Raw genomic sequence first — 15,879 nt, 5'->3', positions numbered from 1 at the left:
ACCACCAGCATGGAAAGAAGCCCCGTGGCAGCACAGAACGAGCTGGTGGCGCGGATCCGCGCCACCAGCCTGCGGACCCCCATGGCCCCCCCGGCCGGGGACGTGGTCTCCCTGGCGATCGGCGAACCCGACTTCGCCACCCCGCCCGGCATCGTCGCCGCCATGAAGCGGGCGCTGGACGCCGGGCACACGCACTACACCAACCCGCTCGGCCTGCCCGAGCTGCGGTCGGCGATCGGCGACCGCGCCGGGCGCGGCCCGGACAACGTCACGATCACGCACGGCGGGTCGGCCGGGCTCGCGGCCGTCATCATGTCGGTCGTGAACCCCGGCGACACGGTGGTGATCGACGACCCGACGTACTCCCTGTACGCGGACATCGCCGCCGCCGCCGGCGGCACCGCGGTACGGGTGGCGCGGCGGGCCGACGGGCGGCTCGACCGCGAGCGGCTGCGCGCCGCGCTGGCCGGTGCCGCCCTGCTGATCGTCTGCCAGCCGGGCAACCCCACCGGCCGGATCCTGACCGCGGACGAGTGGCGGACGATCGCGGAGGCCACCCGCGGCACCGGCACGGTCGTGCTGTCCGACGAGGCGTACGGCGGCATCGTGTACGGCGACGGCTTCGTCTCCGTCCTCGACGTCGCGGACCTGCGCGACCGGGCGGTGCTGTGCCAGACGTTCTCCAAGACGTACGCCATGACCGGCTGGCGGCTCGGCTACCTGGTCGGTCCCGCGCCCGTTATCGCGGATGCGGCGCTTGTGCACCGCACGATCAACGGCGCGATCAACACGGCCGCGCAGCACGCCGCGCTCGCGGCCTTCGACGCCGCGATCGAACGCGATCTGAAAGCGATGGTCGACCAGTATCGTGAACGCCGTGACGTCATGGGCGCGGAACTGGCGGCTGTCCCCCGGCTTACCTTCGAGCCGCCCGAGGGCGGGTTCTACTTCTACTGCGCGTACGACGACCCGCGTACGTCACTGGAGATCCGGGACGCGGCGCGGCGGTGCGGCGTGCTGATCAGGCCCGGCCGCGAGTTCGGCCCCGCCGGAGAGGGCCACATCCGGCTGTCCTTCGCCACGTCGGTCGCCGGCATCGAACGCGGGGTGCGGCGGCTGGCCCGGGTCTTCAACCCCCAGGAGCCGCCTGGTGCGTAGCGATACCGAACGCAACTACCGGACGCTGCTGAGGGTGGCGGAGGAGATGCTCGCGCACTCCGACGAGACGGTCACGCTCACGCAGATCGCGAAAGAGGCGAATATCGCGCCCGCTACGGCCTACCGGTATTTCGGCTCCCTCGACGGGCTGGTGACCGCGTTCCGCGTGGAGGTCAACCGGGACCTGATGGCGTTCAGCGAGGGCTGCGACGCGGAGGGGCTGGACCTGCTGGCCGCCGTGTGCCGCCGATGGGTCGACCTGGTCGACGAGCACGGCCACGCGATGGCCCAGGTCCGATCCCGCGAGGGCTACCTCACCCGGCTGCGCGCCGCCGTCCCCGACATCGCCTCCCAGGCGGCCGCCATGCGCCGCCCCCTCGCGGAGGCGTGCCGGGCCCTCGGTGTTCCGGACGCCGGCGACGAGGCCCTCCACCTCTGGAACGTCCTGTACGACCCTCGCGACATCCTCGACCTCCGCGCCACCCTCGGCCTGTCGATCGACGAGCTCGCGGCCCGCCTGTTCGCCGTCCTCTGCGCGGCCCTCACCGCGTGGAGCGCTCAGCCCTCGCCGCCCGCCGACCGGTGACCGGCCACCCGGTGGGGACTCATGCCACGGTGCCGCGCGCGCCGGCCGCCTCGGAACTCCAGCCGCGCGCCTGGTAGTCCGGGGGCAGCCAGGCCAGGTAGGCGTAGGCGAGAAAGGACTGCGCGGAAAGGAAGGCCGCCAGCAGCCATGCCGCCCGGCTGCGCCAGGGCAGCCGCACCGTGGCCGCCTCGGCGGCCGGCTCCCGGTGGGCGAGGCGGTGCGCGGCGGGCGCGAACCAAGCCATGCATACGACCGGCAAGGCCGTGAGCAGCCCGGACGTCCAGCCGGACAGGGCGAGATCGTGTTCGATATCGCCCTGCAGCGGCGCCCCGCGGGCATGGGAATCGGGCCTCTGGAGAGATGGCCGGGATTGTCACGCGTACAGGGCGGGCCTGTCGGGGAGGGACACTCCAACGCGGTGCCCACCGGCATACGACGAGACGGCGGAGGCGGCGACGGCCACCGCGGCGAATCCGTCCCAGGCGCTGGGTCCGCCGACCACGCCCTCCCGGCAGCCGCGGACCCATGCCTGAAGTTCGTTCGTGTAAGCCTGGCCGAAGCGGACGCGCCAGTCGGCGGGCACCGCTTCGCTTCGCCGTCCTTGGACGCTGACGGCCGTGATGCCCGGATTCTGCACCGTCGCGGTGCCGAGCGAACCGACGATCTCGCAGCGGACGTCGTAGCCGTACTGGCAGTTGACGAACGACTCGACGTCCACGAGCACGCCGCCGGCGAGTTCGAGGATCACCAGCTGCGGGTCCCTGAGGTGGGCCGGGGCCAGCGGGCTCCGGCGGGGAGCGAGCACCTCGACGGACACGATCTCCCGGTCGAACAGCCAGCGGAACAGGTCGAACTCGTGGACGACCGAGTCCGTCAGCGACATCTCTCCGGTGAAGCCCGCGGGCACGGAGGAATTGCGGTGGACCGCGTGCGCCATCAGCGGCTCGCCGATGGTCCCGTCGGCCATCGCCGTCTTCAGCTCCAGATAGGCGGGATCGAAGCGCCGCATGAAGCCCACCTGCAGGAACCGGCGGCCGGCCGCGGCCTCGGCCTCGATCACCTTCAGCGCGTCGCCGGTCCCGGTGGCCAGCGGCTTCTCGCACAGCACCGGTTTGCCCGCCGCGATGCAGGCGATCGCCTGCTCGGCGTGCAGGTCGCCGGGTGAGGCGATGACGACCGCGTCCACGTCGTCGTCGGAGATCAGGTCGAACGCGCTCGGGTGCGCTCTGGCACCGACGCCGGCCGCGACCCGCGCCGCTCGTTCGGCCGCCACGTCGAACACGGCGGTGACCGCCGACCCGGCCACCTCGTGCGCGAGCCGCCCGACGTGTTCGGTACCGATCATCCCGGTGCCGATCACACCGATCTTGAGGGGCATGCGGTCTCCTGTTCCGGGGGGTGGGGACGCCTATCCGGCGGCGTACCGCTGGATCTGCTCGCGATTGTGGATCGCCGACTCGCGGGCGCGTTCCTCCCAGGCGAACACGCAGACCGTGGCGGTGCCGTCGAAGTCCAGGTCCGCGAGGGTCTGGAAGAAGACGTCCCAGTCGACCTCGCCCTGCCCGACGTCCAGGTGCTGGTGGATCCGGACCTGGTCGGCCAGGCTCGGCGGGTTGACGATGTAGCGGTTGCCCGACGACGCGCGGTGGTCGAGGGAGTCGGCGATGTGGAGGTGCGTCAGCAGCGGCCCGGCGTGCCGCATGATCCCCGCGATGTCGCCGCCCTGATGGAAGGTGTGCGGGGCGCAGTACACGAACGAGACGAAGTCGGCGCCGATCCCCCGGACCAGGTCGACGGCCGCGTGGCCGTCCTCGACGAAGTCGTACGGGTGCGGTTCCAGGCGCAGCTCCAGGCCCTCGCGTTCGAAGATCGGCAGGAGTTCCTCCAGGGACCGCCAGAACTGGCGTTCGCTGTCGGCGGGCGCCACCACCCGGCCGTTGAACTCGGAGTTCATCACCGTGCAGCCCAGATCCACGGCGATCTCGATGGCGCGTCTCCAGTAGCGGACGGCGGCCTGGCGGTCCTCCTCGACGGGGCTCGCCCACTCGTAGAGCGGCAGCACCGAGGCGAGCCGCACGCCGGCGGCGTCCAGGGCCTTCCGGAAGGCGGCGACCGCCGCCCCGTCCGCCCTCGGATGCCGGTAGAACGGCAGGAAGTCATCGCGGGGCGACAGCTCGATGTGCTCGTAACCCAGATCGGCGACGACACCGGGCAGCTCGGTCAGCGGCACGTGCCGCAGCATGTACGGGTCAAGGGCGATCTTCACTTCAGCTCCTCCTTCGCCGCGGCGGGTGCGGGGCGGCCGGTCATCTCGGCGGCCTTGCGCCCGAGTTCCTCGGCGACGTGAGCCAGTTCGCCGCCCGCCGTCCCCGCCCGTTCGAGCTCGTGGCTGAGCTGCTCCAGTTCGGTTCCACCGGCCATGAGCCCGGTGAGCTCCTCGCGGGTGATCTCGTTCTTGGCGTGGCAGCCGAGGCTGCGGCCGCGGTTGAGGATGAGGAAGCGGTCGCCGACCGGGTAGGCGTGGTGCGGGTTGTGGGTGATGAAGACGACCCCCAGCCCGCGCTCGCGGGCCTGGATGATGTAGCGGAGCACCACTCCGGCCTGCTTGACGCCGAGCGCGGCCGTGGGCTCGTCCAGGATGAGCACCTTGGCACCGAAGTAGACGGCCCGGGCGATGGCCACGCATTGCCGCTCACCGCCGGACAGCGTGCCGATGGGCTGGTCGACGTCCCGCAGGTCGATGCCCATCGCGGCCAGCTCTGATTTGGTCGTTCTCCGCATGAAGTCGATGTCCAGACGGGTGAGCGGCCCGGATCCCCTGCGCTTTTCCGAGCCGAGGAAGAAGTTCCGCCACACAGGCATGAGCGGCACGACGGCCAGGTCCTGGTAGACAGTGGCGATGCCGCGGTCGAGAGCGTCGCGAGGGGAACCGAACCGCACCGGCTCGCCTTCGACCTCGTAGGTTCCCTCGTCGTGCTGGTGCATTCCAGCGATGATCTTGATGAGGGTGGACTTGCCGGCCCCGTTGTCGCCCAGCACGCAGGTCACCTCCCCTGCGCCGACCTCCAGGTCGACCCCGGTGAGCGCGATGACGTTCCCGTAGTGCTTCTCGCAGCCGGTCAGCCGCACCAGCGGCGTCCGTGTGCCCGTGTCGATCATTTGCTGACCTCCGCCCTGCGGCGGACCCAGAGGTTGAGCAGGGTCGCCGCCAGGAGCATCGCGCCGAGGAAGAACTTGAACCAGTCGGGATTCCAGCCTGCGTAGACGATGCCCTGGGTGGTCATCCCGAAGATGAACGCGCCTATCGCGGCGCCCACCGCCGAGCCGTGCCCGCCGGTGAGCAGGCAGCCGCCGATGACGGCGGCGATGATGTACAGGAACTCGTTGCCGACGCCCTCGCCGGACTGGATCGAGTTGAACGAGAACAGCAGGTTCATGCCGGTGAACCAGGTCAGTGCGGACACGGTCATGAACAGGCCGATCTTCACCCGGTTCACCGGCACTCCCACGCCGCGGGCGCTGTGCGCGGCGCCGCCCACCGCGAAGATCCAGTTGCCGACCCGGGTGCGCAGCAGCACCCACGTGGCGGCGGCGACGAACAGCAGCCACCACAGCACCGAGATGCGCAGGCTGGCACCGCCGACGCTCCACTCCTGAGCGAAGATCTTCTGCGCGGAGCCGAAGCCCTCCATGTCGGAGATGTTCGGGCTGGCGACATTGCCGGTGATGATCTTCGTGACGGCCAGGTTCAGCCCCTGCAGCATCAGGAACATGGCCAGCGTGACCAGGAAGCTGGGGATGCCGGTCCGGATGACCATGTAGCCGTTGAGCCAGCCGATCCCGAGCGCCACCAGCAGCGAGACCGCGATCCCCACCCACAGGTTCGCGGTGAGCTGGAAGCTGAACATCGAGGCGACCAGCGCGGAGGTGGTCACCGCGACGCCGGTGGACAGGTCGAACTCGCCGCCGATCATCAGCAGGGCGACCCCGACGGCCGGGATGCCGAGCGTGGAACTGGCGTACAGGATGGTCGCCAGCGCGTCCGGGCCGCGGAACGGCTCGGCGACCACGAAGAACAGGACGTAGACGCCGATCGCGCCGACCAGTGCGCCGACCTCGGGCCGCACCAGCAGCCGGGCCGGCAGCGACTTCTCGGTCAAGCGTTCGTCCGGCGGGCGAACGCCGGCGTCGAGCGTGTCACTCATGGGAAACACCTCCGATGGGCATGGGGTGGCGGTCGTCGGGAGGCATCACGTCGAAGTGGGGAAGTTCAGGTGCGCCGCGTGGCGCTCGTCGTGCCCGGTGCGGGTGTCGTGGTCCTCCGGCCAACGGCTTGTGACCGCCTTGGCGCGGGTGTAGAAGCGGACGCCTTCCGGGCCGTGGACGTGGGTGTCGCCGAACAGCGAGTCCTTCCAGCCGCCGAAGGAGTGGAAGGCCATCGGCACCGGGATGGGGACGTTGACGCCGATCATCCCGACCTGGACCCGGCGCTGGAACGTGCGGGCGGCCCGGCCGGACGAGGTGAAGATCGCGGTCCCGTTGCCGAACGGGTTGGCGTTGACCAGGTCGACCGCCTCGTCGAAACCGTCCGCGCGCAGCACCACCAGCACGGGCCCGAAGATCTCGTCCCGGTAGACGTCCATGTCGGCGGTCACCCGGTCGAAGAGGCAGGGGCCGAGGAAGAAGCCGTCCCGGTGCCCGTCGACGCGCAGGTCGCGGCCGTCGACCACCAGTTCGGCCCCGGCCGCGACGCCGCGCTCGACGTACCCGGCGACGCGCTCCCTGGCCTCCCGCGTGATCACCGGGCCCATCTCGCTGCCCGGTTCGCGGCCCGGCCCGACGCGGATCGCCCGTGCCCGCTCCCGCAGCCGCTCGACCAGGCCGTCGCCGGCGTCACCGACGGCGACGACGGCGGAGATCGCCATGCAGCGCTGACCGGCGGAGCCGTACCCGGCGGCGGTGAGTTGGGCGGCGGCGAAGTCGAGGTCGGCGTCGGGCAGGACGACGGCGTGGTTCTTGGCGCCGCCCAGCGCCTGCACCCGCTTGCCGTTGGCGGAGGCGCGCCCGTGCACGTACTTCGCGATCGGCGTGGAGCCGACGAACGACACCGCGGCGATGCCGGGATGGTCGAGGATCGCGTCGACCGCGGTCTTGTCGCCGTGCACGACGTTGAACACCCCGTCGGGCAGGCCGGCCTCGGCGTACAGCCGGGCGATGAGATTCGACGCCGAAGGGTCGCGCTCGCTGGGCTTGAGGACGAACGTGTTGCCGGTGGCGATCGAGATCGGGTGCATCCACAGCGGCACCATGGCCGGGAAGTTGAACGGCGTGATCCCCGCGCACACCCCCAGCGGCTGCCGGAAGGAATGGGCGTCGACGCCGGTGGAGACCTGGTCGGAGTACTCCCCCTTGAGCAGCTGAGGGATGCCGCAGGCGAACTCGACGACCTCCAGGCCGCGCACGACCTCGCCGCGGGCGTCCGCCAGCACCTTCCCGTGCTCGTCGGCGATGATCTCCGCGAGCCGGTCGGCGTGGCGTTCCGCGAGGTCGCGGAAGGCGAGCATGATCTTCGCCCGGCGGGTCACCGGCACGTCCCGCCATTCGTCGAACGCCTTGGCGGCCGCCCGCACGGCGGCGTCCACGTCGGACGGCTCGGCCAGGGCGACCCGGGCCTGCTGGACGCCGAGCGCGGGGTCGTGGACGGAGCCGAACCGGGTCGAGGCGCCGCTCGTGTCCGCTCCGGCGATCCAGTGCTGGATGGTGCGCATGAGGAGTTTCCTTAGAGGTAGGGGCGCTGCGCCGACTTGGCGGCCTGGTAGTCCGCCCGCGCCTTGCGGGTGTGGTCGAGGGCGGAGACCTCCGCGACCGGAACGTCCCACCAGCCCTCCGAGGAGGGGACGGGCGCGAGCGGGTCGGTCTCGACGTGCACGACGGTCGTCCGCTCGGAGGCCTTGGCCCGCCGCAGCGCCGCGCGGAACTCCTCGACCGTCGCTGCGTGCAGCACGTCGGCGCCGAGGCTCGCGGCGTTCGCCGCGAGGTCCACCGGGAGGATTCCGCCGTCGAGCAGGCCGGTTTCGGTGTTGCGGTAGCGGTAGGCGGTGCCGAACCTGCCGGCGCCGACGGTCTCCGACAGCGCGCCGATGGAGGCGAAGCCGTGGTTCTGGACGAGGACGATGGTGAGCTTGAGGTGCTCGGCGATCGCCGTGACGATCTCGGTGGCCATCATCAGATACGAGCCGTCGCCCACCAGCACGAACACCTCGCGGGAAGGGTCGGCCATCTTCGCGCCGAGCCCGCCGGCGATCTCGTAGCCCATGCAGGAGTAGCCGTACTCGACGTGGTACTGCTTGGGGTCGCGGGCGCGCCACAGCATCTGCAGGTCGCCGGGCATGCTCCCGGCCGCCTGGACGACGACGTCGCGGGCGCCGGACTCCTCGTTGAGGACGCCGAGGATCTCGGTCTGAGCGGGCAGCGGCGTGTGGCCGAGATGGTAGGCGCCGTCGACGACCCGCGCCCATCCGTCGGCCAGCTCGCGCGCTCGCGCCGTGTACGCCTCGTCCACGCGGTGGCCGCTCAGCGCCTCGGTGAGCGCGTCCAGTCCGGCCCGCGCGTCGGCGACCAGCGGGATGCTCGCGTGCTTGACCGCGTCGAAGGACGTGATGTTGAGGTTGACGAACCGCACGCCGGGGTCCTGGAAGGCGGTCCGCGACGCCGTGGTGAAGTCGCTGTAGCGGGTGCCGACGCCGAGCACCACATCGGCCTCCCGGGCGAGGGCGTTGGCGGCGGCCGAGCCGGTCGCACCGAGCCCGCCGACGGCACACGGGTGGTCCCAATCCAGCGCACCCTTGCCCGCCTGCGTGTCGGCGACCGGGATGCCGGTCGCCTCGGCGAAGCGGCGCAGCGCCCCGGTGGCCCGGCTGTAGATCGCTCCCCCGCCCGCGACGACCAGCGGCCTGCGGGCCGACCGCAGCGCCTCGGCCGCCCGCGCCAGCGCGGCGGGCTCCGGAACGGGCCGCGGCACGTGCCAGACCCGCCTGCGGAACAGCTCGTCCGGCCAGTCGCAGGCCTCCGCCTGGACGTCCTGCGGCAGCGCCAGGGTCACCGCACCCGTCTCGGCCGGGTCGGTGAGCACGCGCATCGCGGCCAGCAGCGCCGAGGGAAGCTGTTCGGGACGGTTGATCCGGTCGAAGAACCGCGAAACCGGCCGGAACGCGTCGTTGACCGACACGTCGTAGGACCGCGGGTCCTCCAACTCCTGCAGCACCGGGCTGGCGACGCGAGTGGCGAAGATGTCGCCGGGCAGCAGCAGGACGGGGATCCGGTTGATCGTGGCCAGGGCGGCACCGGTCACCATGTTGGTCGCCCCCGGCCCGATCGAGGACGTGCAGGCGAAGGTCTGCAGCCGGTCCTTCATCCGCGCGTAGCCCACCGAGGCGTGCACCATGGCCTGCTCGTTGCGGGCCATGTAGTACGGGAGTCCGTCCCCGCCCGCCGCTCCGCCGGTCTCGTGCGCCTCCAGCAGCGCCTGCCCGAGCCCCGCCACGTTCCCATGCCCGAAGATCCCGAAGCAGCCGGCGAACAGGCGCTGCTCCTCGCCGTCGCGCTCGGTCCACTGACGGCCGAGGAAGCGGACGATCGCCTGGGCGACGGTGAGTCTCATGATGCCTTCTCCATCGTGGAGGTGAGCGGAAGCCGGGGGTCGGCCGGCTGGTCCGCCCACATCGCGGCCATCGACGGTCCGTGCCAGCCGTGCGGGACGAGCACCACGTCGCCGCCGCGCCCCTCGGCGAGAATCTCGACCGGACGCTCGTCCGTGCCGTATACCCGCTGGTAGGCAAGGCCGGACGGGCCGGAGACCTCGAAGTAGTAGATCTCCTCCAAGACGCACTCGCCGGGACGGTCCTCGTCGTGCTTGTGCGGCGGATACGACGACCAGCACCCGCCCGGGGTGAGCACCTCGCAGGCGATCAGCCGGTCGGCCTCGAACGCCTCGGGGGTGCAGAAGTTGTTGACCTGGCGGCTGGCCGGCCCCGCGCCGCGCAGCTCGACCGGGACGTCCCCGGCGGGGCCGTACCGCGGGGTCAGCCGGTTCTCGCAGCGGGCGGCGGGCAGGGCGAACCTGCCCGTCCCGGTCACGGTCACCTCGGAATCACGCACCAGCATCTCGAACCCGCGGGTGCCGAAGGTGTGCCCGGAGCCGGCGAGTTCCAGGACACGCAGGCCGGAGCGTTCCCAGCCGGCGACCTCTGGGGTCACCACCAGGCCGAACGGCCCATCGGCCGTGCTCCCGGCGGGGAGGTGATGCTTCACTCGTCCTCCTGAAGCCCAAGTAGTTCGTGTACTTCGGCCGAAGTCGGCATCGCGTCCGAGCACGCCAGCCGCGTGGCGACGATCGCGCCCGCCGCGTTGGCGAAGCGCACCACCCGCTCGGTGTCCCATCCGGCGAGCAGCCCATGGCACAGCGCGCCGCCGAACGCGTCCCCGGCGCCGAGCCCGTTGACGACCTCCACCGGGACCGGCGGCACCTCCACAGCGCCGGAGTCGTCCATCGCAAGGACGCCCTTGGGCCCCTGTTTGACGACGGCCAGCGTCACGCCGCGGTCGCGCAGGGCCCGCGCTGCGGCGTACGGTTCCCGCTCCCCCACGGCGACCTCGCACTCGTCGAGGTTGCCGACCGCCACCGTCGCGTGCTCCAGGGCCCTGGCCACCCACGAACGCGCGTTCTCCCGCGACGACCAGAACATCGGCCGGTAGTCCAGGTCCAGCACCGTGAGAGGCCTGCGATCGCGGGCTCCCAGCCCGCCGAGGGTCGCCTGCCGGCTCGGTTCCTCCGACAGCCCGGTCACCGTTGCCCAGAAGACCCCGGCCCTGGCGATCGCGTCCACATCGAGCTCGTCCGCACGGATCTCCATGTCCGGCGCCTTGGGAAACCGGTAGAAGTACAGCGGGAAGTCGTCGGGCGGGAACAGCTCGCAGAACGTCACCGGTGTAGGCAGATCCGGCACGGCGCCGACATAGCGGTCGTCGACGCCGTAGTCCTTGAGCGCCTTGTGCACGAAACGTCCGAACGGGTCGTCACCCGTGCGGGTGATAACGGCGGTCCGGCGTCCGTGCCGCGCGGCGGCCACCGCGACGTTGGTGGGACTGCCGCCCAGGTACTTGGCGAAGGTCTCCACGTCCTCCAGGGCAACGCCCTTCTGCCGCGGATAGACGTCCACGCCGACCCGCCCCATGGTCACCACGTCGAAACCGTCGATCGCACTGGTTCCGGCGTCGGCAGCGCTCTCGGCTCCGGTCCTCATCTCATCCCTTCGAGCGTGTGGGGCCCCTCTGGCGCGGGGCCCCACGGGCGCGGGCCTGCGCTATCGAGTGCCCGCCGACGCGAACTTGGCGACCTGCGCGAGGTTGCTCTGGTCGATGAAGGACGGGCCGGTGAGCGTGGCCTGGCCGCCGCCGATGACGTTGCCGTTGGCCTTGTAGAGCCACAGGGAGTCGATCGCCAGGTATCCCTGCAGGTAGGGCTGCTGGTCGATCGCCCACTGGACGTCCTTGTCCTGCAGCGCCTTGACCAGTTGCGAGTTGGTGTCGAAGGTGGCGACCTTCGCCTTGCTGCCGCTGTCCTTGACCGACTGGACGGCCGTCAGGGCGATGGGCGCCCCGAGGGTGATCACGTGGTCGATGCTCTTGTCCGTCTGGAGCTTGGCGGTGATGGTGGACTTCACCGACGGCATGTTGGTGCCGGTCACGTAGAGCTTCTCGGTCGTCCCGGAAAAGCCCTTCTGCACGCCCGCGCAGCGGGCCTCCAACTGCACCTGTCCCTGTTCCTGCACGACGCACAGGACCTTCTTGGCGCCCTCGGCGCTCAGCCGCTTGCCGGCGGCCTCACCGGACACGGTCTCGTCCTGGCCGAAGAACATCAGCGCGCCGGACTTCTGCCAGTCGGCGACCCCGGCGTTGAACGCCACCACCGGGATGCCCGCGGCCACGGCCTTCTTGACCGCGGGGGTCAGCGCGCCGGGGTTGGGCAGGGTCACCGCGATCGCATCGACCTTGCTGTCTATGGCGTTCTGGATCAGGGTGGCCTGCTTGCCCGGGTCGACGTCGTTGGTGTACTGGAACTGGACGTTGTCCTTGGCGGCGGCGGCCTGGGCGCCCTTGCGGATGATGTCCCAGAAGGTGTCGCCGGACGGCGCGTGCGTGATCATCGTGATCTTCATGCGCGGGGTGTCGGCCTTGCCCGCCGCGACCCCGGTCGCCTCTTCCTGTGCCTGCTTACCGCCGGTGCTGCTGCACGCGGACAGGGCCAGCGCCGTGACGAGCACGGCACCGGCGGCGCGTCTGCCCGTCCTGAACCTCGCCGGTGTTCTTGCTGCCTTGCGCATTGCCGCCTCCTGCTCCTGCCCGCCCCGGCCGCGACCGCCCGGCCGGTGACGTGGTCCTCGTTTCCCGGGCCGTCCGGTCACAGGCCGGCGGCCTCGGCCGCGCCGGTCAGGGCCTCCGCCGCGAGGCGCAGCCCTTCGACCTGGTCGAACTCCTCGTCCTCGTGCTCGATGTTGACCGCCATGTCCGGGTCGACGTCGTGCAGCGCCCGCAGGAACCGGCTCCAGAAGTCCCGGCCGTGCCCCCGGCCGACGGCCACGAACTCCCAGGACGGCGCCTCCGGCCACCGGGTCACCGTGTAGCGGCCGCCGATCCCCAGCGGGTTCTCCGTGGCGGGAATCCGCGTGAACCGGTCGTCCAGGACGCCGTTGACGCGGCAGTTCTCATTGATTCGGGTGTCTTTGGCGGCGGCGTGGAAGACCAGCGGGCCGAGGTGCTCGACGGCCGCGACCGGGTCGATGCCCTGCCAGAACAGGTGACTGGGATCCATCTCGGCGCCGACGTGGGTGGCACCGGCCTCGGCCACCAGCCGTTCCAGGGTCGCCGGGTTGAACACCAGGTTATGCGGGTGCATCTCGATGCACACCTTGACTCCGGCGTCCCGCGCCCGGGCGTCGATCTCCTTCCAGAAGGGGATCGCCACCTCGTTCCACTGGTACTCCAGCACGTCGAGGTAGGCGCTGTCCCACGGGATGACGGCCCACGACGGCGCGGTGCCCCCGGCGTGGGCGGCGGGCTGGCCCGACATCGCCACGATCCGGCGCACTCCGAGCAGCCCGGCCGTGGTGATCGCCTCGCGCAGGTCGTCCGCGTGCCCGGGCCCGACCTCCGGATCGGGGTGCAGCGGGTTGCCGTTGACGTTCAGGCCGGTCAGCGTGATGCCCGCGTCCTCGAAAAGCCCCAGGTAGTCGTCCCGCGCCGCCGCGCTCTCGCGGATCCGCGCGGCCGGGATATGGGGTGAGGGGCGGAATCCGCCCGCGTTGATCTCGGCGCCGGTCAGCCCGAGCTCGTGAAGGAGCTTCAGGGCCTGCGGCAGCGGCTTGTCGTCCAGGCACGCGGTATAGGCGCCCAGCTTCATGGTGCTTGCCTCCGTGTCGGTGGTCGTGGGACAGGCGGGTGCCCGCCGGGGGACGTGATCGGTGTTTCGGGTGGCGTTCCGCCCGGACGGGGACGGATCTCAGCCGGGGAGCGCGCCGCCGTCCGGGCCGGCGGATTCCACGACGGCGTCGAGCAGTTCCAGGTTGTGCAGGCCGGCGGCGAAATCGGCGCAGGGCGGCAGCCCGTCCACTCCGGCGATCTGCTCCAGGAACGCGCGCGCCTGATAGGTGAAGAAGTCGTTGACTCCGTGGGACACGCCCGGGAAGTCCATGGCCAGCCCGCCGGCGATGTACGGGTGCTCGGGGCCGGCCAGGATTCTGCGGTGCCCCCCGGCCGCCGAGTCGGACACCGTGAACTCGGCCGGGCGGGACACGTCGAACGCGGCCGACCCGCCGGCGCAGAAGAGCTCGAAGCCCAGCGCGTTCGGCAGCGCGTGCGCGACCCGGGACACCGAGAACGTGCCGACTGCGCCGCCGGCGAACGTCGCGGTGAAGGTGGCCACGTCCTCGTTCTCCACCGGCTCGCGCCGGTCGCTCAGCTCCACGCCGCCCGCGTGGCCGATCGCGGTGCCGAGCGGAACGGGGCGATCGGGTATCACCGTGGAGAGCACGGCGCCGTTCACCGACTCCACCGGACCGCACAGGAACTCGGCCAGGTCGACGAGGTGGCTGCCCACGTCGGCGAGGATGCCCGACCCGGGCCCGCCCTTGTAGCGCCAGCTCATCGGCGCGTCGGCGGCGGAGCCGTAGTCGCACCAGTAGTGGCCGTTGAAGTGCAGCGGGCGGCCGAGCTCCCCGGCGGCCACCCGCTCGCGGATCGCGCCGATCGCCGGGGACCTGCGGAAGCTGAACCCGACGGCGGTGACCCGGCGGGACCTCTCGGCGGCCTTCACCATCGCCCGCGCGTCCTCGACGCTCGGTGCCAGCGGCTTCTCGCACAGCACGTGCTTGCCCGCCGCCAGCAGCTCCTCGACGATCTCCCGGTGCAGCGTGTTGGCCACCACGACGCTCACCGCGTCGATATCGGGCGCCGCGGCGATCGCCTGCCAGCCGGTCTCCGCGCGTTCGTAGCCGTATCGCCGCACGGCGTCCGCGCCGAGGTCCTCGTTGACGTCGGCGATGGCGACCAGCCGGACCTCGGGCAGTCCCGCGGCGAACACGGTCGACGCGGACCGGTACCCCTGGGCGTGCGCGCGGCCCGCCATGCCGGCACCGATCACCGCGACCCCGATCGACGATTTCACAGCATTCTCCTTACTCTCGATCGTGGTCGCGGCCGAATCGGCCACGGCGCCTTACAACGGTCCTCGACTATCGCCGACATCTGTCGGCGCACCACTGAAACAGCCATCTGACGTGCGAGAATGATCGACAGTGATGTGCGTCACCGGCTCTTGGATCCTTGAAACTAGACCGGTCTAGGTGACGCGTCAAGAGGCGACCTAGACCGGTCTAGGAGAAATCGATTTCCAATGCCGGCCGTGATACTGTCGGCACTGCGACAGGAGAATGAGATTCGGCAGGGAGAGAAGCTGGACGCGACAGGACCCGACGCCCCCCAGGTCGCCGCGAACGCGTCAGAACCGGCCAGGCGCCCGACGATGCGGGACGTGGCCGCCAAGGCCGGGGTGTCCAAGGCGCTGGTCTCGCTGGTGTTCCGCAACGCACCCGGCGCGAGTGCCCCGACACGGGCCCGCGTCCTTGAGGCGGCCGCCGAGCTGGGCTACCGGCACAACCGGACGGCGAGCATGCTCGCGCGCCGCCGCACGCATCTGCTCGGCGTCACGATGACGCTGCGCAGCGCCTTCCACGCCGAACTGGTCGAGGACCTCCAGGAGGCCGCCGACGAGTTCGGCTATGAGCTGGCCTTGGGGACCGTGACCCGCACCCATGACGAGCGCCGGGCCATCGAGAAGCTCCTGGAGTTCCGCTGCGAGGGCCTCGTCCTGATCGGCGCCGAACTCCCGGCACCGAGACTGGCCGCCCTCGGGAAGCAGCTGCCGGTGGTGGCGGTGGGGCGCCGCATCGCTTCGCCGGATCTGGACGTGGTGCGGACGGCCGACGACCAGGGGGTGGGCCAGGTGGTCGACCACCTGGCCGAGCTGGGGCACCGTACGATCGCGCACCTGGACGGCGGCGCCGGAACGATAGCGTCCGACCGTCGCCGCGGCTACCGGACCGCCATGCGCCGCAACGGCCTGGACGACCACGTGCGGATCATCGCCGGCGACTACACCGAGGAGGCGGGAATGGCCGCCGCCCGCACCCTGCTCGACGGGCCCGGCCTGCCCACCGCCGTGGTCGCCGTGAACGACCGCTCGGCCGTCGGCCTGCTCGACAGCCTCGCGCGCGGCGGCGTGGACGTCCCGAAGGCCGTGTCCATCGCGGGATACGACGACAGCACGCTGTCGCGACTCGCCCACGTGAACCTCACCACCGTCGGCCAGCAGCCCCTCGACCAGGCACGACACGCCGTGCGGGCCATGGTCGAACGACTGGACGAAGGCCGCACCGCACGCCGCGACGTGGTCCTGACACCGCGGCTCGTGATACGCGGGACCACGAGCGTTCCCCGCTGACGAGCACCGCCGCGGTCCGCACGGGCGGGTCCTCATTGCGGGCGGCGGCGTCACCGCAGGCGAAGACCTCCGGGCGGCC

General features: G+C 71.3%; 15 protein-coding genes. 3 read left to right on the top strand and 12 right to left on the bottom strand.

Annotated elements, in window-relative coordinates:
• The first annotated feature begins 24 nt into the window (after positions 1–24).
• Both ACQPXG_RS21710 and ACQPXG_RS21705 read left to right on the top strand, forming a co-directional pair.
• On the top strand, positions 25–1,158 hold the full coding sequence (locus ACQPXG_RS21710; RefSeq protein WP_433469523.1) for a pyridoxal phosphate-dependent aminotransferase: 1,134 nt from the start codon (positions 25–27) through the stop codon (positions 1,156–1,158).
• Positions 1,151–1,744 (top strand): TetR/AcrR family transcriptional regulator, encoded by a 594-nt coding sequence (locus tag ACQPXG_RS21705; protein ID WP_433469522.1) that lies wholly within the window; start codon positions 1,151–1,153, stop codon positions 1,742–1,744. The genes ACQPXG_RS21710 and ACQPXG_RS21705 overlap by 8 nt, the downstream gene beginning before the upstream one ends.
• Before the next feature lie 19 nt (positions 1,745–1,763).
• Here ACQPXG_RS21705 and ACQPXG_RS21700 read toward each other — a convergent pair whose 3' ends face one another.
• From ACQPXG_RS21700 to ACQPXG_RS21645, 12 genes are all read right to left on the bottom strand, one after another.
• Positions 1,764–1,988 carry a hypothetical protein gene (locus ACQPXG_RS21700; RefSeq protein ID WP_433469521.1) on the bottom strand — a complete coding sequence of 75 codons (225 nt, stop codon included), beginning with the start codon at positions 1,986–1,988 and terminating at the stop codon, positions 1,764–1,766.
• Between the two features lie 129 nt (positions 1,989–2,117).
• Entirely contained in the window at positions 2,118–3,122 is a 1,005-nt protein-coding gene (locus tag ACQPXG_RS21695; RefSeq protein ID WP_433469520.1) for a Gfo/Idh/MocA family protein, read from the bottom strand.
• A gap of 30 nt (positions 3,123–3,152) precedes the next feature.
• A complete protein-coding gene (locus tag ACQPXG_RS21690) occupies positions 3,153–4,010 on the bottom strand; it encodes a sugar phosphate isomerase/epimerase family protein (RefSeq protein ID WP_433469519.1) in 858 nt (285 codons plus the stop codon).
• Positions 4,007–4,903: an ATP-binding cassette domain-containing protein gene (locus ACQPXG_RS21685; RefSeq protein ID WP_433469518.1), complete on the bottom strand. Its 897-nt coding sequence runs from the start codon at positions 4,901–4,903 to the stop codon at positions 4,007–4,009. Before ACQPXG_RS21685 ends, ACQPXG_RS21690 begins: the two co-directional genes overlap by 4 nt.
• Positions 4,900–5,949: an ABC transporter permease gene (locus ACQPXG_RS21680; RefSeq protein ID WP_433469517.1), complete on the bottom strand. Its 1,050-nt coding sequence runs from the start codon at positions 5,947–5,949 to the stop codon at positions 4,900–4,902. Before ACQPXG_RS21680 ends, ACQPXG_RS21685 begins: the two co-directional genes overlap by 4 nt.
• Before the next feature lie 45 nt (positions 5,950–5,994).
• Entirely contained in the window at positions 5,995–7,512 is a 1,518-nt protein-coding gene (locus ACQPXG_RS21675; RefSeq protein WP_433469516.1) for a CoA-acylating methylmalonate-semialdehyde dehydrogenase, read from the bottom strand.
• An 11-nt stretch (positions 7,513–7,523) separates the two neighbouring features.
• Positions 7,524–9,404: a 3D-(3,5/4)-trihydroxycyclohexane-1,2-dione acylhydrolase (decyclizing) gene (iolD, locus tag ACQPXG_RS21670; RefSeq protein ID WP_433469515.1), complete on the bottom strand. Its 1,881-nt coding sequence runs from the start codon at positions 9,402–9,404 to the stop codon at positions 7,524–7,526.
• The gene (locus ACQPXG_RS21665; RefSeq protein WP_433469514.1) at positions 9,401–10,054 is read right to left on the bottom strand and encodes a 5-deoxy-glucuronate isomerase; all 654 of its coding nucleotides are present in this window, start codon (positions 10,052–10,054) and stop codon (positions 9,401–9,403) included. The genes iolD and ACQPXG_RS21665 overlap by 4 nt, the downstream gene beginning before the upstream one ends.
• Entirely contained in the window at positions 10,051–11,046 is a 996-nt protein-coding gene (gene iolC, locus ACQPXG_RS21660) for a 5-dehydro-2-deoxygluconokinase (RefSeq protein ID WP_433469513.1), read from the bottom strand. Before iolC ends, ACQPXG_RS21665 begins: the two co-directional genes overlap by 4 nt.
• Positions 11,047–11,106: 60 nt before the next feature.
• Positions 11,107–12,126, bottom strand: a complete 1,020-nt coding sequence (locus ACQPXG_RS21655) for a sugar ABC transporter substrate-binding protein (protein WP_433469512.1) — start codon at positions 12,124–12,126, stop codon at positions 11,107–11,109.
• 77 nt (positions 12,127–12,203) lie between these two features.
• Positions 12,204–13,202 carry a sugar phosphate isomerase/epimerase family protein gene (locus tag ACQPXG_RS21650; RefSeq protein WP_433469511.1) on the bottom strand — a complete coding sequence of 333 codons (999 nt, stop codon included), beginning with the start codon at positions 13,200–13,202 and terminating at the stop codon, positions 12,204–12,206.
• Between the two features lie 99 nt (positions 13,203–13,301).
• Entirely contained in the window at positions 13,302–14,465 is a 1,164-nt protein-coding gene (locus ACQPXG_RS21645; protein ID WP_433469510.1) for a Gfo/Idh/MocA family protein, read from the bottom strand.
• 357 nt (positions 14,466–14,822) lie between these two features.
• Here ACQPXG_RS21645 and ACQPXG_RS21640 point away from each other — a divergent pair, with 357 nt between their 5' ends.
• Positions 14,823–15,800: a LacI family DNA-binding transcriptional regulator gene (locus tag ACQPXG_RS21640; RefSeq protein WP_433469509.1), complete on the top strand. Its 978-nt coding sequence runs from the start codon at positions 14,823–14,825 to the stop codon at positions 15,798–15,800.
• Positions 15,801–15,879 lie beyond the last annotated feature (79 nt).

This window comes from Spirillospora sp. CA-128828 (genome assembly GCF_050945415.1).
Classification (GTDB): Bacteria; Actinomycetota; Actinomycetes; order Streptosporangiales; family Streptosporangiaceae; genus Spirillospora.
Note: the sequence above shows the minus strand (reverse complement) of the source record. Positions and strands in the feature narration are given on the sequence as shown.